Annotated in this window: 13 protein-coding genes and 1 riboswitch; of the genes, 10 read left to right on the top strand and 3 right to left on the bottom strand. The window is 52.7% G+C overall.

The features are described 5' to 3' along the window. Nucleotides 1–112: 112 nt before the first annotated feature. The 3 genes from gatC to gatB are packed head-to-tail and all read left to right on the top strand — an operon-like array spanning nucleotide 113 to nucleotide 3,378. Nucleotides 113–400, top strand: coding sequence for an Asp-tRNA(Asn)/Glu-tRNA(Gln) amidotransferase subunit GatC (gene gatC, locus E6Q52_RS10530; RefSeq protein ID WP_292821797.1), 288 nt, complete (start codon nucleotides 113–115; stop codon nucleotides 398–400). A 50-nt stretch (nucleotides 401–450) separates the two neighbouring features. Then, on the top strand, nucleotides 451–1,932 hold the full coding sequence (gene gatA, locus E6Q52_RS10525; protein ID WP_292821795.1) for an Asp-tRNA(Asn)/Glu-tRNA(Gln) amidotransferase subunit GatA: 1,482 nt from the start codon (nucleotides 451–453) through the stop codon (nucleotides 1,930–1,932). Next, nucleotides 1,933–3,378, top strand: coding sequence for an Asp-tRNA(Asn)/Glu-tRNA(Gln) amidotransferase subunit GatB (gatB, locus tag E6Q52_RS10520; protein ID WP_292821793.1), 1,446 nt, complete (start codon nucleotides 1,933–1,935; stop codon nucleotides 3,376–3,378). It begins immediately after the preceding gene. A 41-nt stretch (nucleotides 3,379–3,419) separates the two neighbouring features. Here the strand turns inward: gatB and E6Q52_RS10515 are convergent, their stop codons facing one another. Together E6Q52_RS10515 and E6Q52_RS10510 are read right to left on the bottom strand one after the other, a co-directional pair. Beyond that, complete coding sequence (locus E6Q52_RS10515) at nucleotides 3,420–4,418, bottom strand: two-component system response regulator (protein ID WP_292821791.1); 999 nt, start codon at nucleotides 4,416–4,418, stop codon at nucleotides 3,420–3,422. Beyond that, complete coding sequence (locus E6Q52_RS10510) at nucleotides 4,418–8,113, bottom strand: PAS domain S-box protein (RefSeq protein WP_292821789.1); 3,696 nt, start codon at nucleotides 8,111–8,113, stop codon at nucleotides 4,418–4,420. The genes E6Q52_RS10515 and E6Q52_RS10510 overlap by 1 nt, the downstream gene beginning before the upstream one ends. 257 nt (nucleotides 8,114–8,370) lie before the next feature. Next, nucleotides 8,371–8,483: riboswitch (TPP riboswitch) on the top strand. Between the two features lie 32 nt (nucleotides 8,484–8,515). Between E6Q52_RS10510 and thiC the strand changes: the two genes are divergently transcribed. The 3 genes from thiC to E6Q52_RS10495 all read left to right on the top strand — a co-directional run bounded on the left by thiC (nucleotide 8,516) and on the right by E6Q52_RS10495 (nucleotide 13,162). Next, a complete protein-coding gene (gene thiC / locus E6Q52_RS10505) occupies nucleotides 8,516–10,396 on the top strand; it encodes a phosphomethylpyrimidine synthase ThiC (RefSeq protein ID WP_292821787.1) in 1,881 nt (626 codons plus the stop codon). A gap of 168 nt (nucleotides 10,397–10,564) precedes the next feature. Continuing rightward, complete coding sequence (locus tag E6Q52_RS10500; RefSeq protein WP_292821785.1) at nucleotides 10,565–11,410, top strand: hypothetical protein; 846 nt, start codon at nucleotides 10,565–10,567, stop codon at nucleotides 11,408–11,410. A gap of 99 nt (nucleotides 11,411–11,509) precedes the next feature. After that, entirely contained in the window at nucleotides 11,510–13,162 is a 1,653-nt protein-coding gene (locus E6Q52_RS10495) for a hypothetical protein (protein WP_292821783.1), read from the top strand. 101 nt (nucleotides 13,163–13,263) lie between these two features. On the opposite strand, the gene E6Q52_RS10490 is transcribed toward E6Q52_RS10495, so the two are convergent. Next, nucleotides 13,264–13,803, bottom strand: a complete 540-nt coding sequence (locus E6Q52_RS10490) for a YaeQ family protein (RefSeq protein ID WP_292821781.1) — start codon at nucleotides 13,801–13,803, stop codon at nucleotides 13,264–13,266. A 168-nt stretch (nucleotides 13,804–13,971) separates the two neighbouring features. Here E6Q52_RS10490 and E6Q52_RS10485 point away from each other — a divergent pair, with 168 nt between their 5' ends. The 4 genes from E6Q52_RS10485 to E6Q52_RS10470 are packed head-to-tail and all read left to right on the top strand — an operon-like array spanning nucleotide 13,972 to nucleotide 20,351. Further along, nucleotides 13,972–14,646: a TetR/AcrR family transcriptional regulator gene (locus E6Q52_RS10485; protein WP_292821779.1), complete on the top strand. Its 675-nt coding sequence runs from the start codon at nucleotides 13,972–13,974 to the stop codon at nucleotides 14,644–14,646. Further along, entirely contained in the window at nucleotides 14,639–16,084 is a 1,446-nt protein-coding gene (locus E6Q52_RS10480; RefSeq protein WP_292821776.1) for an efflux transporter outer membrane subunit, read from the top strand. Before E6Q52_RS10485 ends, E6Q52_RS10480 begins: the two co-directional genes overlap by 8 nt. Nucleotides 16,085–16,089: 5 nt before the next feature. After that, on the top strand, nucleotides 16,090–17,277 hold the full coding sequence (locus tag E6Q52_RS10475) for an efflux RND transporter periplasmic adaptor subunit (RefSeq protein ID WP_292821774.1): 1,188 nt from the start codon (nucleotides 16,090–16,092) through the stop codon (nucleotides 17,275–17,277). Between the two features lie 2 nt (nucleotides 17,278–17,279). Continuing rightward, nucleotides 17,280–20,351: an efflux RND transporter permease subunit gene (locus tag E6Q52_RS10470; RefSeq protein WP_292821772.1), complete on the top strand. Its 3,072-nt coding sequence runs from the start codon at nucleotides 17,280–17,282 to the stop codon at nucleotides 20,349–20,351. Nucleotides 20,352–20,710: the final 359 nt, after the last annotated feature.

Raw genomic sequence — 20,710 nt, 5'->3', positions numbered from 1 at the left:
TTTCCGACTTTAGAACTGCTCGCTAAGTGCGGCATAAAATCAAGGTATAATAGCGCAAAACGCACATGAAATTAAGATGTGCTTTCAAAATCTTACAGACAATTAACCTGACATGGCACTGAATCTAGATGATATCAAGCGTATCGCTCACCTGGCCCGCATTGAGGTCAGCGATAGTGAAGCGCAAGAAACCCTCAATAAACTTTCCGGTATTCTCGGTTTGATCGAGCAAATGCAGGCGGTCGACACCACCGGGATTGTGCCGATGTCGCACTCGCAAGATGTGACACAGCGCCTGCGTGAAGACGTGGTCACCAAAACCAACCAGCGCGAGCTGTTTCAATCGATTGCCCCAGCCACGCAGGATGGCCTGTACCTGGTGCCCAAAGTCATTGAATAAGCCTTTTTCTGCGCCCCTTTCGCGTGTTTAACTAATTAGATACAGCCGCTATGATTAACAGCAGTCTTAAACAGCTGGGCCAGCAGTTGGCCAGCAAACAAGTTTCCAGTGTTGAGTTAACGCAAGCCTATTTGCAGCGCATGGCGCAGCTTAACCCGACCATCAATGCCTACGTCACCATCGACGAGGACAAAACGCTGGCACAGGCCAAAGTGGCAGATGCTCGCATTGCAGCCGGTGAGTTCGGCCCATTGACCGGCATCCCGCTGGCGCAAAAAGACATTTTCTGTGCCAAAGGCTGGCGCACTACCTGTAGCTCAAAAATGCTGGAGACCTTTATCTCCCCGTATGACGCGCATGTCATCAGCCAGTTTGATGCGGCGGGTGCGGTGAACCTGGGTAAAACCAATATGGACGAATTCGCCATGGGCTCCTCCAACGAGACCAGCTATTTTGGTGGCGTGAAAAACCCTTGGGATGTTGACCGCGTGCCGGGCGGTAGCTCTGGCGGTTCTGCGGCAGCGGTCGCGGCGCGCTTATGTGCAGCAGCAACGGGTACTGATACCGGCGGTTCCATTCGTCAACCTGCTTCATTGTGCGGTTTTACTGGCCTCAAACCCACTTATGGTTTGGTGTCGCGTTACGGCATGATCGCCTTTGCTTCTTCACTTGATCAGGCAGGTCCGATGGCTAAATCGGCAGAGGACTGCGCCTTGATGCTCAATGTCATGGCAGGATTCGATGAGCGTGACTCCACCAGCGTCAATCGCGAAAAAGAAGATTACACGCGTGGCTTGGCTAACATGACTGGCGCGCAGCCGCTCAAAGGTCTGCGTATCGGCTTGCCTAAAGAATACTTTGCCGAAGGCCTGAGTGCCGACGTGGCCCAAGTGATTGAAACGGCGATTGCCGAATACAAAAAACTGGGTGCAGAAATCGTTGAAGTCAGTTTGCCTAACAACAACCTGTCTATCCCTGTGTATTACGTGCTGGCGCCGGCAGAAGCCTCAAGCAACCTGTCGCGTTTTGACGGCGTGCGTTATGGCCACCGTGCGGCTGAATACAACGACCTGATGGAAATGTATATGAAATCGCGTGCCGAAGGCTTTGGTGCCGAGGTCAAACGCCGTATTTTGATTGGTACCTATGTATTGAGCGCTGGTTACTATGACGCCTATTACCTCAAAGCACAGCAAATTCGCCGCCTGATTGCGCAGGATTTTGTCGAGGCATTCAAGCACTGCGATGTGATCATGGGGCCCGCTGCCCCTTCGACAGCCTTTAAGGCTGGTGAGAAGACCAGCGACCCGGTCGCCATGTACCTCGAAGACCTGTACACCATTGCCGTCAACTTGGCGGGGTTGCCAGGCATGAGTATTCCAGCTGGTTTTGCTGCCAGCAGTGAAGGCAAGGCCTTGCCGGTCGGTTTGCAGATTATCGGCAATTATTTTGATGAGGCGCGCATGCTGGAGATCGGCCACGCTTATCAACAAGTGACAGACTGGCACACACGTATGCCGGAGGGAATCTAAATGCAGTGGGAAGTCGTCATCGGGTTGGAAACCCACACTCAGTTACAAACTAAATCTAAACAGTTTAGCGGTGCTTCGACCACCTATGGGGCTGAGCCCAATACGCAGGCGTGTGAAGTGAGCATTGCCTTGCCAGGCGTATTGCCAGTACTCAACAAAGAAGCGGTTGAATGCGCGATCAAGTTTGGTTTGGCGATTGAGGCTGAAATGGCCCCGCGCAGCGTGTTTTCGCGCAAGAATTACTTTTATCCTGATTTGCCCAAAGGCTACCAGATCAGCCAGTTTGAGTTGCCGGTGGTAGGCAAAGGCAAAATCACCATTCAGGTGCCTGCGACTAAAAATACCGAAGCCTACGAAAAAGTGATCAATATCACACGTGCGCATCTGGAAGAAGATGCAGGTAAATCTGTACACGGCGCAGTTGAAGGCATGTCGGGCATAGACCTGAACCGTGCTGGCACGCCGTTGCTGGAGATTGTGACTGAGCCGGACATGCGTAGCGCGGCTGAGGCCGTGGCGTATGCTAAAAAACTGCATGAGCTGGTGCAATGGATAGGCATCTGTGATGGCAACATGCAAGAAGGCTCTTTCCGTTGTGATGTGAACGTGTCTGTTCGACCCAAAGGCTCGGATAAGTTAGGCACGCGCCGTGAAATTAAAAACCTCAACTCGTTTAAATTCATGCAGCAGGCGATTGAGTACGAAACGCAGTGGCAGATCGAAACCCTGGAAGATGGCGGCACCATTCAGCAAGCCACGGTGCTGTTTAACCCGGACACGGGTGAAACACGCGCCATGCGTAGCAAAGAAGAAGCCAACGATTACCGTTACTTCCCTGACCCTGACTTGCTGCCGCTGGAAGTGACCGAGGCGGACAAAGCGCGGGTGAGAGCCCAGATGCCAGAGCTACCACAAGCCTTGCAGGCACGTTTGGTGAGTGAATACCAACTATCGAGCTACGATGCCAGCACATTGACCGCCTCACGTAGTCAGGCTGATTATTTTGTGGCGGTGGTGCATGCAGGTGCGGACCCAAAACAGGCCGCTAACTGGGTGATGGGCGCGTTGTCAGCCAAGCTCAACGCCGAAGAAAAATCAATTGTAGACAGCCCGGTGTCTGCAGCGCAATTAGCTGCTTTGCTCAAGCGGATTGCCGATAACACGATTTCTAACAATGCAGCCAAGCAGGTGTTTGAAGGCTTGTGGGCGGGCGAGGGCGAGGTAGACGCCATTATCGAAGCCAAAGGCCTCAAGCAGGTGTCTGATACTGGCGCCATTGAAGCCATTATCAATGAGGTGCTGGCGGCTAACCAGGCCATGGTTGATGAATACAAAGCTGGTAAAGAAAAAGCCTTTAATGCACTGGTTGGTCAATGCATGAAAGCGTCTAAAGGCAAGGCTAACCCTGCGCAAGTCAACGAACTGCTCAAAGCCAAACTGGGTTAAATGGCAGGCTGCCAGTGTATGGCAGCCCTGGTCCTAGTTAGCTAATCTTTTTCAAGCCAGGTGTTATTAATGGCGATTAACTCTGGCAGGCACTGCAACATGGCATCGACCACGGCTGGGTCAAAGTGCTTGCCACGATTGCGCTCAATTTCTGCCACGGCCTCTTCTACCGGCCACGCTTCTTTGTAGGGGCGTTTGTTGAGCAGGGCATCAAACACATCTGCGACGGCGACAATGCGTGCCTCCAGCGGAATCTCTTCTCCCTTGAGACCAAACGGATAGCCGCTGCCATCCCATTTTTCGTGATGGTAGAGCGCAATGGCGTGTGCCAGCTTGATCAGTGGCGAACTCGAATTATCCAGAATGTTTGCCCCCATTTGCGGATGTTGGCGCATGATGGTCAGTTCTTCATCATTCAGTTTGCCAGGTTTCAGCAGCACATGGTCGGGAATGCCGATTTTGCCGATGTCGTGCATGGGGGCGGCATGAACCAATTGCTCGGCATGATGCGCATCCATCCCTAATTGCAACGCCAATCGGCCAGAGACATGGCTCATGCGCATCACATGCAAGCCGGTTTCATTGTCCTTAAATTCTGCCGCACGGCCCAGGCGCTGAATCAATTCCAAATGGGTGCGTTTCAGTTCGTCGATATGCACCAGGGATAAGTGCGTTTTAACGCGTGCGCGTACCAGCGCTGGCGAAATCGGCTTATTGATATAATCAACGCCGCCTGCGGCAAAGCCTTCTGACTCGTCTGCTTCATCAGCCAGGGCAGTGACAAAAATCACGGGAATAGTACTGGTTTCCGGGTCGGTTTTTAAATGGCGGCAGACTTCAAAGCCCGTCATCCCCGGCATCATCACGTCGAGCAAAATCAGGCTGGGTTTTTCTTTTTTGACCAGCTCGATGGCATCCATGCCGTTCTTGGCAAAACTCAATCGATAATTGTCCTGCAGCACCTGTTTCAACACTTTTAAGTTGAGTGGCTCATCGTCCACAATCAGAATTTTGGCTTGTTGTATGAGGGTCTCTATCATCAAGAAGCCTCCTGGGTTTGCGTGGCTAGTAACTGGTCAATCTGCATGACGGCTTGTTCAAAGTCAAAATCGTTCAGTTGTTGCGTAATGGTGTTGAGGGCCTGGTGCCAGGCAGCTGGCGCATGTTGAGTAAGTTGGTTAACGAGGTGATCATCCAGCTCATTCATCACCACCAGCGTGCGCAACGTCTGTAGCCACTCCAGCAGTTGCGACATCGGCAGCGTTGCCTTGTCAGTGGTGGTGGCTTGCTGCGATAGCAATGGGGTAATGGCTGCCTGCAATGCCTGCAAGTGATCCTGTAATTGGGCGACCTGTGCCGAACATGTCGGCCATTGATCCTCAGTCATTTGTTCCAGTGCGTGGTAACTGTGTTGGATATTGAGCAAGGCCAAGTTGGCACTGACGCCTTTATTGGCATGTGCGATTTGCCGGATGACGGCAATCTCCTGATCCTTGATCGCTTGTTGTAAGGTGCTGATATGTTTGCGCGACGCTTGCAGGTAAACATGGATTTCATGCAAGTAAGTTTGTGCGTCGCCCCAAAGCTGCGCGCCTTTTTTCAGGTCAAAATGTGCTGATGTTTGAGCGGATGCCGGGGCGGATGTGGGCGTGGAGCCTCGCTGCAGCGTTAGCACGCGCTGTATTTCGGTCAGTAATGATGGCAGCTCAATCGGCTTAGAGGCAAAGCCATCCATCCCGGCTTCTGCCGCCGCGAGGCGGTCTTGCTCGAGCACACTGGCCGTAAGTGCAATGATGGGTGTTCTGGCCTTGCCAGTTTGTTGCTCGACGGCGCGGATATGCATGCTGGCGCTCAGGCCATCCATCACTGGCATTTGTACATCCATCAAAATCAGGTCAAAAGCCTGTTGCTGCCATGCCGTCAACACTTCCTCGCCGTTGCTGGCCAGCGTCACATGATGCCCCTGTTTCTCCAGCACAATGCTGAGTAGTCTACGGTTTTGTTCAATGTCATCGGCAGCCAGAATACGAAGTGCAGGCAGAGCCAGCATGGATGTCGGGTATGGTGAGCTGCTTTCTGGCGCGTAGCCCGTAACGAGCGGGAGCACCACCGAAAAGCAACTGCCATGGCCAATATTGCTGCTGGCGGTGATGCGGCCACCCATCAGTTCAACCAGTTGTTTGCTAATGGTGGTGCCTAGGCCGGTGCCGCCAAATCGCCTGCTCATAGACGCATCTGCCTGGGTAAATGGCTCGAAAATCACTTCCAGACGGCTTTCTTCAATGCCAATGCCAGTATCTATAATGTCGAATTGGATTTCGCCTTGTGCGGTGGTGTGGACGTTTAATTCGACGTGTCCCGTTTCAGTAAATTTGATCGCGTTGCCAAGCAGGTTGGTCAATACCTGGCGAATACGGTGCTCTGCGCCATGGTAGTAGCCATCGGTTTGTGCGTCTAATCTCAACCTCAGGTCGAGATTTTTCTTGCGTGCCTGAAACCATAACGAAGAAATCAACCCATCGACGAGTTCGCGCAGTGAAAAATCAACCATTTCGATTTCCAGCATGCCTTTTTCTAGCTTGGCGCTGTCGAGAATATCGTTGAGCAAATGCAGCAGCGATTTGGCTGACTGATTGATGGTGGACAAGTAGTTGCGTTGCTCAGCTTGCATGGGGGTATCCAGCAACAACTCGCTAAAGCCAATGATGGAGTTCATCGGGGTACGGATTTCATGGCTCATATTCGCCAGGAAAGTACTCTTGGCGTTAGCCGCCTGCTCCGCGGTCTCTTTAGCCGCCCGCAACGCCTGCTCCATTTGTTTGCGTTCGCTGATGTCCATCATAAACATCAGTACCTTCACCACCTTGCCATCGACGTCACGTACCGGGCTGTAAGAGGCATTAATCCAGATTTGTTTGCCTGCTTTGCCGTAGCGTAAAAATTCGCCATGCACAAACTCACCACGCCGCAGTGACAACCACTTTTGTTTGTAAGCCTCGGTCAGAGCAAAGTCTGGCGCGCAAAAAATAGAGTGATGACGGCCGATCACCTCAGATAACTGGTAGCCCAGCAGGTCAAGAAAGTGCTGGTTGGCGCTCACGACAAAGCCATCAATGGTAAATTCAGCGACATTGTTTGAGAAGTTGATCGCATTCACAATGCCTTCAAATTCGGCATTTTTCTGCTTGGATTCAGTAATGTCCAGCAATACACCGTCCATGGCATAGGGCATGCCGTCTTTGTTCAACAGCGGCGAGGCCACCGCAGAAATCCACTTTTCTTGGCCATTGCGATCTGTGATCCTGAATTCCACTTCAAAGCTTACTAATCGTTTAATCGCCTTGACGGCAATCGGCCGCACGCGCGCAATATCCTCAGGATGCATCAGGGGTGAAAAGCGTTGCTGTCCACTTAAAAAATCACGGGCGGGCCAGCCCGTCATTTGCAGCGCAGCATCGCTGATTAGCAGGATATTCCACTCGCCCTCCAGGCTGACCCGGAAGGTCACCCCCGGGATGTTGTTCATCATCGATTGAATCTGCTGGTCTTTTTCACGCACCGCTTCTTCAATCGCCTTGCGTTGGCTTAGATCGGTAATAAAGCCAACATATAAGGTCTCATTGAACAGATTGACTTCGCCAATCGCCAGCCGGATCGGGAAGGTAGTGCCATCTTTACGGATGGCATCGAGGTCGCGGCCTTCATTGCTGATGGTTGCCTCACCGCTAGCGAGGGCATTTTTTAAGTAATGCAGATGATTTGAGCTGTCCGGTTCCGGGATCAGCACTGAAATGTTTTTGCCTTTTATTTCTGTTTTGCTCCAGCCAAACAGTTTTTCCACAGCATCATTGCAGGCGATCATTTCGCCCGTGGTGTTGATGGTGACGATTCCATCTACCGCCGTATCTAGAATGGTCGACAAACGGGTCTCGCTGGCCTGAATAGTCGCCAGCATTTGCCGGTAGCGTATCAAAGCGTTGATGCCTGTGGCGATAATACCAATCAGAATGGTGACCAGCGTAATGCCCAATGCCAAAGTGATGGATTGGTTGTCATCCGGGTTGAAGCCGGGCTTGGCTTGCCCCAGAAAGCGCGCCGAGGCCATGCCGGTATAGTGCATGGCAGTGATGGCACTGCCCATCAGTACCCCACCGACGATGATGCTCAATTTGGGCGGGATTTTGCCTTTGTGGTTTAAAAAAATGCCTGTCCACAGCGATAACGTTGATAAAACAACGGCGACCACCACAGATACCAGTACCCATATCAGGTCAAACTTGAGCAGCGGCTCCATGCGCATGGCAAGCATGCCAATATAATGCATGGCACCAATACCCGCCCCTACGGCAAAGCCACCTTTGATCAGCTTGCGGTAATCAATCTGATTTTCAGACATCAAGTTGAGCGCATAGTATGAGGCGAGAATGCTAGGCATCATCGAGACCAAGGTGGCGTCTGGGTAGTAAGAAACGGGTGTGCAGATCTGGTAGGCCAGCATACCAATAAAATGCATCGCCCAGATGCCCGCGCCTAATGAGACTGAACTGGCGATGATAGAAAGGCGCCGTGACAGCACAGAGGTTTGTTTTTGTGACAGGCGCGTTAATTGCAAAGCCAGAATAGACGAGCCTATGGCGACCAGCGCCGACAACACCACTAACCAGGCATCGTAGCTGCCATAGAGCAGCGTCGTGGGCGCGCCCGCCCTAAAAAAGAAAATACTGTACCAATCCATGCAATATGCCTTTTGCTGCAAAATATTTATAAAATTTAACACCTGCAGTGTAGCGTTGATGGCTGCAAGGCGAATGCCGGAATAGTTGCCGATTCCGTGTTTAATTTGCGCAATCAGTCTGCTAATCAAATTTTGGCGAGGTGCAGTGGATCAGGCTTCGTGCCAGATGGTGGCTGATCGCTGTGATGGCGGATGGATGGCGAGCAGAGGCAAAATTTTGTTTCGCTTGCCTTATCCAGGCTTTTCGCGGACAATTCGCTCGTTGCTAGGGGTCTGTAAATCCTGTGTGTATACATGGTTTTGCAGTGAGAGTTACCCTTCGAACCTGATGTGGTTGATACCACCGTAGGGAATGCAAACTTCCACATGCATCCTTACGTCTTTTCTTTCTTAAGGATGCTCATGAACGCTATTGATAAGCACATCAAATTCGTCAACGCCGATGCCAAAGTTGACGACGCTGCGACCAAACCATTTGCCAAATCGCGCAAAATCTACGTTGAAGGTTCCCGCCCGGATATTCAGGTGCCATTCCGTGAAATCTCGCTAAGTGATACGCCGTCAAGCTTTGGCGGCGAGACTAACCCACCCGTGGTCGTCTACGATACTTCAGGCCCATACACTGACCCGAATGTTGACATCGATATCCGTAACGGCTTGCCCGCGTTGCGCGCGCAGTGGATCATGGAGCGTGGTGACGTTGAGCAGTTAGACGGCCCGACCTCTGAATTTGGCCATCAACGCCTGGTAGACCCTGAGCTGTCACAAATGCGCTTTAACCTGCACCGCAAACCGTTGCGTGCAAAAGCTGGCCAAAACGTGAGCCAGATGCACTATGCGCGCCAAGGCATCATCACGCCCGAGATGGAGTTTATTGCCATCCGTGAAAACCAGCGTCGCGAAAATATGAGCGAGTTGCTGCAAACCCAGCATCCAGGCCAACACTACGGTGCCAGCATCCCCGCTGTGATTACGCCAGAATTCGTGCGTGACGAAGTGGCACGTGGCCGTGCCATTATCCCGGCCAATATCAACCACCCGGAAATTGAGCCGATGATTATCGGCCGTAATTTCCTGGTCAAAATCAACGCCAATATCGGTAACTCAGCGCTGGGTTCTTCGATCTCGGAAGAAGTCGAGAAAATGGTCTGGGGCACGCGTTGGGGCGGCGATACCGTGATGGATTTATCTACCGGTAAAAACATCCACGAAACCCGTGAATGGATTATCCGTAACTCACCGGTGCCGATTGGCACGGTGCCTATTTATCAGGCGCTGGAAAAAGTAAACGGCAAGGCCGAAGATTTAACCTGGGAAATCTTCCGCGATACATTGATCGAGCAAGCGGAACAAGGGGTGGATTACTTCACCATTCACGCCGGGGTGCGTTTGGCTTATATCCCGATGACGGCCAAGCGCATGACCGGTATCGTCTCACGCGGCGGGTCCATCATGGCGAAATGGTGCTTGGCGCATCACAAAGAGTCATTCTTGTATGAGCATTTTGAAGACATCTGCGAAATCATGAAGCAATACGATGTGAGTTTCTCACTCGGTGACGGTCTGCGTCCTGGTTCTATCTACGATGCCAATGACGAAGCGCAATTTGCAGAACTCAAAACATTAGGTGAGTTGACTCAAATTGCCTGGAAGCAAGATGTACAGTGCATGATCGAAGGCCCGGGCCATGTGCCCATGCACCTGATTAAAGAAAACATGGACCTGCAACTGGAGCACTGTGGTGAGGCCCCGTTCTACACCTTGGGCCCATTGACCACCGACATCGCGCCTGGCTATGACCATATCACTTCCGGCATTGGTGCGGCCATGATCGGCTGGTACGGTTGTGCCATGTTGTGCTATGTGACGCCGAAAGAGCATCTGGGCTTGCCAGACAAAGAAGATGTGCGCGTCGGTATCATCACCTACAAAATCGCAGCACACGCGGCCGACTTGGCCAAAGGCCATCCAGGCGCACAGATTCGTGACAACGCATTGAGTAAAGCCCGTTTCGAATTCCGTTGGGAAGATCAATTCAACCTCGGTCTGGACCCGGAAAAAGCCAAGGAATTCCACGATGAAACCTTGCCGCAAGAAGGCGCCAAGCAAGCACATTTTTGTTCTATGTGCGGCCCACATTTCTGTTCGATGAAAATCACCCAGGACGTGCGTGACTATGCGGATAAATTAGGCGTGGATGAAAAAGAAGCGCTGCAAAAGGGCATGCAGGAAAAAGCGATTGAGTTCGTGAAAAAAGGCAGTGAGGTCTATCAGAAGGTGTAAGGCTTGACGGATCACGTTTGAAAAGCCAGCAGCGATGCTGGCTTTTTTTATGGCTTTTGTGGTGTGCAACAGACAATCTGCTTGGTGTCGTTTGCAAACCTAGCCAGGAGTACCCTCCGTCGTGACAACGGTGTTAAGGTATGTCTACCTGTGTAAAAGGGAGGTGCCATGTCGTTATTAGAAAATGTACTCAAAGAGTTGCCTGCCTATCTGGGCAAATTTACCCGCATGCTGACGCAGCCATCGCGATTGGTGCATGACCACCTCAATGCGGATGACCCGAATGCACTGCTAGCGCAATCGATAGCCTTTTTGCTGCTCTCATTCACCATTGCGCTGGTGCTGGCGGTGGTGTTTCCCGAAATGACCAACCCAGTGCAACTGGTGAGTGATGAGGCTGGCATGGCTGCCCATGCCTTGGCCGCCATCCGGGTATTGTTTGAATTGTTGGGCTTGTCGGCCTTGGCATATCTGGCGGCCAAAGTGGCTGGTGTGCAAAGCGGATTTCAGCGCTTTTTTGGCCTGATGTGCGCCGCCTGCGGCGTCATGCTGGTGATTCAGGTATTTGCTGCTGCGCTCACCAATATCAGCCTGGCTGACCCGGTCACGGCAAAAGCCTGGATACAGCTAGAAAAAGGCATGGCAACGCTGAAACCGCTGATTGAGCAAGGGGTGCTATGCGCAACTGATGGCAGCACTGGTGAAGTACGGCCAAATGCTGCCTTGGGCGCACAGTTGCAAACGCAACTGACAAGCTTACAGGCGACATATCTACAAGCAACCGACAGGCCATTATTTAAGTTAGCCGCAGGCTTGCAGTTACTGGCAGGGTTGATTCTGCTGATCTGGTCTGGGCGGTTATGGCTGATGTATCTCAACGGCCATGCGCTGAGTACGGGTAAGCTGATCTTGGCGACGGTGCTGCTGGTGGTCTTCACCGGTGCGGGCTCGCTGGTCTACGAGCTGGTGAATGCGGGGCGCACCATGATGGACGTTTACAGACATTGCGGATAACTTATTTGGCAGGTATTTGCGACGCTTATTCGCTGATTCTGTATCGCCAACCGGCGGTATAGTCCAGACTCCACCCACGCGGCAAAAAGGGCATCCATCATGGCGGACAACCTGCAAAGCAGTATCGTACGAGACTTTAGGCAAACATTATTGTGGCCGATACAACTCATGACCGATCACAGCTCGGGTTGTGTCGATCGCCCCTGGCAGCAGTTGAAGGCCACGCCCGACTCGCCCTGGGTCGAGATACAAGACGAGTTTTTACAGGACTCGCCACACCTCAGTGAGACCAGATACCAGGAGTTCGTCACCTTTTTACCGTTTGCCCAGCGCTTTTTATACGGCGAAGGCAAGCATGGCCGCGAGTCTGGTGGCTATGGTGAGTCACCGATTCATATTTTTACCCGCAGTGATATTAACCAGGTAAGGATTACCTTGCAGGGCGAGCCCCAGCCTTTGTTGTTGCGTGTCTCCCATGTCGAGTTGTATTTCTTTTTTGACATCGATGTTGCCATGCTGGCCTTTGAGGTCACCGCCAAAGACCTGCCCTTAAAGTCGGCCATGGAGGTGATGTACCGCCTAGGCCGCACGTATCCTAACTACTGGGATGACACCGGTGAGGGCGGCCATTGTGCACAGTTAATTGAGTGGCTGGATGCGCAGGGGCAAGTGATTGCGCGTTCTGATTATGAGGATAAATCGCGCTATCTCGCCTACGTTAAAGAAAACCATGTGCCTTGTGTGTCCTTGCACTGGCTGGCGATGTTGCACCCGCTGGTGCCGCATTATTCCAGCCAACAAGGCGAGTTGCGCTATCGCGAGATTGAATACCAGCGCATGCCGCTGATGGCGTATTTGTCATTTGATGATGTCAGCCAACTCAGCCGCGGTGATCTGATTCGTCTCGGCCTGGTTTGCCAGCCATGGCACTCAGAGACCTTGCCATTTACCGAGCATTTTTTGCAGGAATTTGAAAAAAATAATTGCTATGACCGCTATTGGGACGAAGCCAGGCAAGACCCGTGGAGCACCACGCGCATTATGTGTACTGGGCAAAATTTTGTTGTGGTCGGCAGTCACCAGCACCGCGTGTTTACCAATGAACGCACCGGCATCAAGCGCCACTACCAAAACCAGTATTTTTTGCTGTTTTTAATTGCGCACTTTCAAAAAGCCGCGTTACTGATGTTGTCAGACCGCATGGTGCAAGCCATCAGTCGCCTGGATATGCAAAGTGAGGCGTCGGTCAAAAATTTCCGTCACCGTATCCGCAATGCAACCGCAGTGTTTTTGCGTTTTACCCATCGCTACTGGTTTGAAAATGTGTCCGACCAAGCGGTAGCCAAAGACCTGTTTACACTGATGTTAAAACAACTGGATTCAGTGAGCCTGTTTGAAAAAACCCGTCGCCGCATTATGGACATGGCAGAGTATCTGGAAGGCGAAGAAATCAAGCGTCAGGCCGACACCGTCGTCCGCTTGACGGTGGTGACCATCTTAGGCTTGATTGGCACCATGACAACCGGTTTGCTGGGCATGAATCTGATTGACCTCACCCAATCCAGCACCTTGGAAAAGCTGGCTTATTTCTCTGTCGTGTTTATCCCGGTCAGCTTGCTGACTTTTTACACGGTGATTAAATCCCGGCGCTTATCGCTGTTTTTGGATGCGCTCTCGCATGAGGGCAGTAGCGTGGGTTACAAGCTGGCCAAGTTGCGCAGCGTCTGGGTCGGTAAGCTGGAGGATCATTAACGCCCTGCCAGTTGTGAATGCTGGTGTTGGCGCAGTATGGCGTTGCGGTATGTCTCCAATCCGACCTAAGCTGAAAACAGCCAGCCATGCTGGTTGTTTACTTAGCTGGCTTCTTTCAGCCAGACCGGGCTGATCTCAAAACTACCGCCCTCATAACTCACCAGGATTTGTCTATCCTGGATGGTAAAACTGATGCTGAGCCCACGTGTGGCCGCTGCTGCAAGTTGCTCAGTCTCAGGCAGATTGAGCACGGTTACATTATCGAGTTTAAGCATGGCTTTATGGTGTTGCTCCCACCACATGTCGGCGGTTCTGCCGCCATACAGCACTTGCACCACGTGTACCGAGCGCCCACAGGCTTTGCGAATCTCGCGCTCATCTGGCAGGCCGACACATATCCAGCGTTCAATTGCGCCGGTCAGGTCTTTTTGCCACAGATCAGGCTCATCGTCTTCACTCAAGCCTTTGCCAAACAGCAGTGATTCATCGGCATACAGCGCAAACGCCAGCAACCTTACCATCAGGCGCTCATCCGTTTCTGACGGGTGCTTGGCCAGGGTGAGATGATGTTGCTGGTAATAATGCCGGTCCATATCAGCAATATTGACCTCGATTTTATAAATGGTGGATTTAAGGGCCATGGCAAAGGTTTGTAATAAAAGGTCTGCAATAAAAGTGTTGCGAGTATAGCAAAGCAGCCGTGACGCGTTGCGAATTTGTAACAAGGGCCATACAAGAAATGACTTGCTATTGCTTTGATCATTCGCTTAAAATAAAAATGAAACGTTTTATTTTTATTTTAAGCGAAGATGATGCAAGCGCATACGACAACCGCAAACACCGCCAAAACCCGCGTGGGACGCCCCAAAGCCGGGACCGCCAGCGAGCGCCATAGCCAGTTACTGAGCAGTGCGCTGGCGCTTTTTATGACGGAAGGCGTCACGCAAACCAGTGTGGCGCGTATCGCCGCCCATTGCGGGGTGTCCACCCGCACCATTTATGAACGCTATGACAACAAATATGACTTGTTGATTGCCGCCATTACGCAGATGGTGGAGCAGGATGTGTCTGCCATGGTGCAGCTGGATGACCTGCATCAGCATAGTCTGGAGGAAATACTGACCAACATTGGGCGCTTTATGCTCAATCGCGTGCTGGAGCCGCGCATGGTGTCATTTTACCGCATCGGCGTTTCCGAGTTTTTCCATGTGCCAGAATTAGCGCTGGCCATCAAGCAGGCTGGACCTGAGCGCTTATTTCAGATGTTGGCTGAAGTACTGGCTTTTTATGCGGCACAGCACAGATTTCCAAAAGTGAATTTTAAACAGGCAGCAGAGTCCTATTGCGAATTGCTGATCGCGGGGCCGCGTAACAAGGCCCTGTTTGGCGCGTTGCCAGCAGATTGGGATATCGAGGAGCATATCAATTTTGTGGTCGCATTATTTCTTAATGGCATCACGGGCATGGAGCATCAGCATGCATAAGCGCAATGGCATTCAGCGGCCCCACTGGGTTTGGTTATGCCTGCTTGTTCCCTTGGCTGGTTGCTCGGTACTCGAGGAATACATTCGGCCTCAGCCAGCAACGCCTGCCCAGTGGCAAGCGCCGCTTCCGCATGCCGGCCAAGTCGCCTCCCTCACAGACTGGTGGGCGCAATTCAAGGACCCGGTGCTGGATCAATTGCTGACGCAGGCACAAAAAGAGAGCCCTTCGCTCGAGCTGGCGTTATCCAATATCCGCTCAGCGCGGGCGAATCTTGGCTCAGCCTATGCGCAAGGGGTGCCTACCCTGAGCAGTACCGGATCATTCACTGAAAGCAAGGGTGCCAATGCCGCTTTAGGCGCCAGCACGGTCAAAATCGCATCAGGCACCCTGGATGCCAGCTGGGAACTGGATTTGTTTGGCAAGATCAGGTCTGGCAAGCAGGCTGCCAAAGCGCAACTGGAGTCGAGAGAAATGGCCTGGCATGATGCCCGCATCACCCTTGCTGCCGAGGTCGCTAACAATTATGTCAATTACCGCGCTTGCCAAGAGACCGTCGGTGCATTGCAGGCGGCGATGGATTCGCGTCGCGAAACGGCACGGTTGACCGGTATTTCAAGTCGCGCAGGCTTTACCGCAATGGCGGACCTTTCGTTAGCAGAAGCGGCAACCCGCGCCAGTGAGTCGACCCTGGACGGACAGAAGGCGGAATGTGATGGCCTGGTCAAAGCGTTGGTGGCATTGACCAACTTGGCAGAGCCAGACTTGCGCAGCGTGCTGGCACAAAGCAAGGGTCTGCCGCAGCCCGCCATGTTTGATGTGCAGCGACTGCCTGCCGAACTGCTCACGCGCAGGCCAGATTTGGTCAGGGACGAGCGTAATCTGGCTGAAGCAAGCGCCAACATCGGCGTCAGCAAGGCGGCCCTGTACCCTAGCCTCAGCTTAACCGGTTCCATTGGTTATCGACAAACCACCATTAATGGCTTGGTGATCCGTGGTCAGACCTGGTCGTATGGCCCCAGCCTGAAGTTACCTTTGTTTGATGGTGGCGCAAACCGCGCCGCGGTCGAAGCGGATAGGGCGACCTTTGACAACCTGCTGGCGACTTACAAGCAGAACGTGCGTAATGCGGTAAAAGAGGTAGAACAGGCGCTGGTGAACCTGGACAGTGCGACACGCCGTCAGCAGTCGGAAGGCGAAAGTGCGGCCTTATATGGGCAATATTTTAAAGCGGCAGAAATGAACTGGAAATCGGGCGGTCTCGATTTGTTGTCGCTGGAGGATGCCCGCCGCCAGAAAATCAACGCGGAAGTGAACGTGATTACGCAACAGAAAAATCGGGTATTACAGTGGATCGCTTTGTATAAGGCGTTTGGGGGAGACTGGCTGGAAACCAGACAAACAGCCAACCCTATAGTCAAACCCATGGAAAAAAGGTAAGCATGATGGCAAACAAATTGACAAAAAAAAACACATTTTTAATCATCGCCGCGCTGCTGGTCGGGGTCAGTGTATGGTTTTGGCAACATCCTTTGCATCAGGCCGAACTGGCAGACAAACGTGCTGGCAGAACAGGGCTTAACCCAGCCGCCAATCCTAAAACGAATGGCGCGAACCCAGTCGCCAAGGCTGCCCTGAGCGTCGAGGTCACGCATCCGGCGATTGTGCAATGGCCGATGATCTTGGTGCTGAATGGCAGTATTTCTCCCTGGCAAGAGGCATTGGTGAGTGCAGAAATCTCTGGCTTGCGTATCCAGCAAATCTTGGCCGATGTTGGTTCACCAGTGAGCAAAGGTCAGCCGCTGGTTATGCTGGCGGATGAAACCGTTAAAGCCGATTTGCAAAAACAACTGGCGACGGTAGACCGTGACAAGGCGGCCCTGGCCGAGGCAAAAAGTAACGCCGACAGAGCCCGTGAAATCAAGGACAGTGGCGCCTTATCGGCGCAAAAAATCAATGAGTATGTGATCGCCGAACAAACGGCAAAAGCAAATTTGGCTTTGTCTGAGGCAGAACTGGAAAACCAGAAAATCCGTTTGCGTCAAACCAGAGTGGTGGCGCCGGATGATGGTGTGATTTCAACCCGGTCTGCCAATTTAGGCAATGTGGTGTCTGCTGGTGCCGAGTTGTTCCGCCTGGTGCGTCAAAGCCGCATTGAGTGGCGCGGTGAGGTCAATGCTGACCAGCAAGCTGCCTTGCACGCAGGCCAATCAGTGCGTCTGACTTTACCGGGTGCCAATGCTGTGATCGGTAAAGTACGCCTGCTTTCACCCACGGTAGATAGTAATACCCGCAATGCGCTGGTGTATGTAGATATTCCCAAAGACAGTGCCAAACCCGGCATGTATGTGCAGGGCCAGGTGGACGTTGGTCAGCAACAAGGCTTGGCCGTGCCGTTAAGCGCCGTCACCTACCGCGATGGCTTTGCTTATGTGTTTGAGCTGACAGTAGCCGATGCGCAAGGCTTGCGCAAAGTGATCCAGCGTAAGGTGCAAACTGGCCGCACGCGAGGCGAACAGATTGAAGTGCTGGGTGGCCTACGCGCCGACACTGCGCTGGTGCTCAGTGGCGGTGCTTTTTTGAACGATGGCGATACCGTTAAAGTGGTCACGGTGAGCAAGGGCGGGGCATAAACATGAATTTTTCGGCCTGGTCCATCCGTAACCCGGTGCCGGCAATTTTGCTGTTTGTGGTGCTGAGTGTTCTCGGCCTCAAAGCGCTTAATCAGCTGGGCAAACAAAACTTTCCTGATATCGAATTGCCAGTCATTACTGTCAGTGCGACGCTAGAAGGCGCCGCCCCGCCACAACTCGAAACCGAGGTCGCGCGCAAGATTGAAGACAAAATTGCGACTATTGGTGGCATTGAGCATATGACTACCACCATCACGGATGGCAGTGTCAGCATCGCGGTGCAGTTCACGATTGATACCAAGAGTGAAGAAGCACTCAACCTGGTGCGCAATGCCGTGGATAGCGCGCGCTCGGAGTTACCGGCCGCTGTGATCACACCCACTGTATCCAAAGTGACGACCTCAGGCAATGCCATACTCACTTATGTCGCCTCGGCGGAGAACATGGATGAAGGCGAGCTGTCCTGGTTTGTCGATAACGAGGTCAGCAAAGCCATGCTGGCCGTCAATGGCGTCGGTAAAATCACGCGCACGGGCGGTGTGAACCGCGAGGTGCAGGTCAATCTGGAGCCAACCTTGATGGCCGGCTTGGGCGTGGATGTCAGCGACGTTTCGGCGCAGCTCAAACGCGTACAGCAAGATGCTTCTGGCGGTCGCGGCGATATTGGTGACAATATCCAGTCGGTACGTACCTTGGGCGCCCTGCATAGCGCGGATGAAGTACGCAATCTCGATATTCCGCTTGGTGATGGCCGCCATATCAAGTTGTCGCAGGTGGCCGAGGTGCTGGATACCTACGCCGAGCGGACCACTTATGCGAGCTATGACGGCAAGCCTGTGATCCGTTTTGAAATCACGCGCAGCAAAGGCACCAGTGAAGTCACGGTGGCCAAAGACGTGCGTGCCGCGCTGCAGAAATTTGAGCAGTTGCACCCGCAGGTGAAGATTATTGAAGCCTTTAACATGGTCAAGCCGGTAGAAGATAACTACGAAGGCTCCATGCACCTGTTGTATGAGGGCGCGTTACTGGCGATTCTGGTGGTGTGGTGGTTCTTGCGCGACTGGCGCGCCACTATTATCGCTGCGGTGGCCTTGCCTTTATCTATGATCCCCACCTTTGCTTTTATGCAGTATTTTGGCTTCTCGCTCAACGTGCTGACCTTGCTCGCCATGGCGCTGGTGGTCGGTATTCTGGTCGATGATGCCATTGTGGAGATTGAAAACATCGTGCGCCATTTGCGCATGGGCAAAACGCCGTATCAGGCAGCGATGGAAGCCGCCGATGAAATCGGGTTTGCCGTGATTGCCACCACGTTTACGCTGGTCGCCATCTTTTTGCCAACGGCCTTTATGGGCGGTATTCCGGGCAAGTTTTTCAAGCAGTTTGGCATCACGGCAGCGATTGCAATTTTGGGCTCGCTGGTCGTCGCCCGTTTGTTAACCCCCATGATGTCGGCTTATCTGCTCAAGCCGCATGTGGTCAAAGAGGAACAAGACTCTACTTCTATGCGCGCATATTTGCGCTGGGTGGGCTGGTGCTTGCAACACCGCAAAACCGTGGTGGCTGGCTTTGTACTGTTTATTGTCGGCTCATTGAGCTTAATGCCGCTGCTACCCAAAGGCTTTGTGCCATCTTCTGATAGCAGCCAGACCAAGGTCAATATTGAGCTGCAACCAGGCACGCCTTTGGCACAAACGCGGCAGGTGGTGCAAATGGCTGAACACCTCGTCAAGCAGCATCCCGAAGTCAAGGCGGTGTTTAGTGCTGCGGGTTCTGCCAGCACCGGTGGCGGTGGGCCGAATGCCGCTCAAAACACCACTGATGTCCGTAAGGGCAGTTTGGTCATCAGCCTCACTGACCGCAGCGAGCGCAAACAAAAGCAGTCAGAGATTGAGGCCGACCTGCGTGAGCGCCTGAAAAATCTGCCCGGTGCGCGCGTCACGGTGGGGATTGGTGAGTCTGGCGAAAAATTGCAAATCACCCTGGCCAGCGATGATGCCAATGCCCTGGCCAGTGCCAGCCAACAGGTGCAACAACAATTACGCACCTTAAGCGGCGTTGGCAATATTACTTCTAGCGCCAGTTTGCAACGGCCAGAAGTACAGATTATCCCCGATGTCGACAAAGCAGCAGAGCTTGGCGTGACGGTAGAGTCGATTGCGCAAGTCATACGTGTGGCGACGGCAGGTGATTTCACCAACATCATGCCCAAGCTGAATTTGCCACAACGCCAGGTGCCAATCCGCGTGCGGCTCGGCCCCAGCGTGCGCAGTAGCTTGCAAGAGATCGCTCAACTGCGCGTGCCTGCCCGCAATGGCAGTGTCAGTCTCGAAACCGTCGCCACCGTGCGTATGGGTAGCGGCCCGCAACAAATCGACCGCATGGACCGCATGCGTAATGTCACCTTTGATATTGAGCTTAACAAGCGCCAGATCGGCGAAGTCATGCGCGAAGTGCAGCAACTGCCTGCCATGCAAAATCTGCCACCTAGCGTCAAACAGCTTGAAGCAGGCGATGCCAAACGCATGAACGAACTGTTCAGCAGCTTTGGCGGCGCCATGATTATTGGTGTCATGTGTATTTATGTGGTGCTGGTATTACTGTTTGGTGACTTCTTGCAGCCGGTGACGATTCTGGGCGCGTTGCCGCTATCGTTGGGGGGGGCTTTCTTTGCCTTGCTGGTGACGCATAACAGCTTCTCCATGCCGAGTGTGATAGGCCTGTTAATGCTGATGGGCGTGGTGACTAAAAACTCTATTTTGCTGGTCGAATACACCATCATGGCACGCAAAGAGCGCCAATTGAGCCGATTTGACGCCATTATCGACGGCTGCCATAAACGCGCCCGGCCGATTATCATGACCACCATCGCTATGGCGGCGGGCATGATGCCGATTGCGCTGGGCTGGAGTGCAGACCCCAGCTTTAGATCGCCGATGGCGATTACCGTGATTGGTGGTTTGATTACCTCGACCTTGCTCAGCCTGGTGGTCATTCCGGTGTTGTATACCTATGTGGATGATTTGTTGGGATGGTTGAGAGGGGTAGCCAGATTGGCACGCAAGCATGTTTAAATGGTTGCGGACTTGCCAGATAGTTTAAAACTAGGCGCGCTGAAAAGTGCGCCTTTTTTGTGATTGGATGGATGGAAAAGGTTATTCTTTTTAACTATCAACCATATTCACTCCCTCGTCATTACGGCGTTTGCCTGGAATCCCGGCTCGTGAGACAGCAATAAAAGGTTATTCTTTAGATTGGTTGTTGTAGTTATTGAAGGGTGGACATTGATGCGCACTTGTTTGTGGTTGTTTTTTAGGTTTCTTTTCGCTTTTTCAGCGAGTTACTTTTCTTTGCTTGCACAAAGAACAAGTAACCAAAAGAAATGCACCCCAGCTTCCGCTTGATTCCTGCGTTGCTCGTCAAAGTGGGCGGC

It is taken from the genome of Methylophilus sp., from assembly GCF_008015755.1.
In the GTDB taxonomy this organism is placed as follows: Bacteria; Pseudomonadota; Gammaproteobacteria; order Burkholderiales; family Methylophilaceae; genus Methylophilus.
The sequence above is the reverse complement of the archived record's forward strand: the minus strand, read 5'-3'. Positions and strand labels throughout refer to the sequence as shown.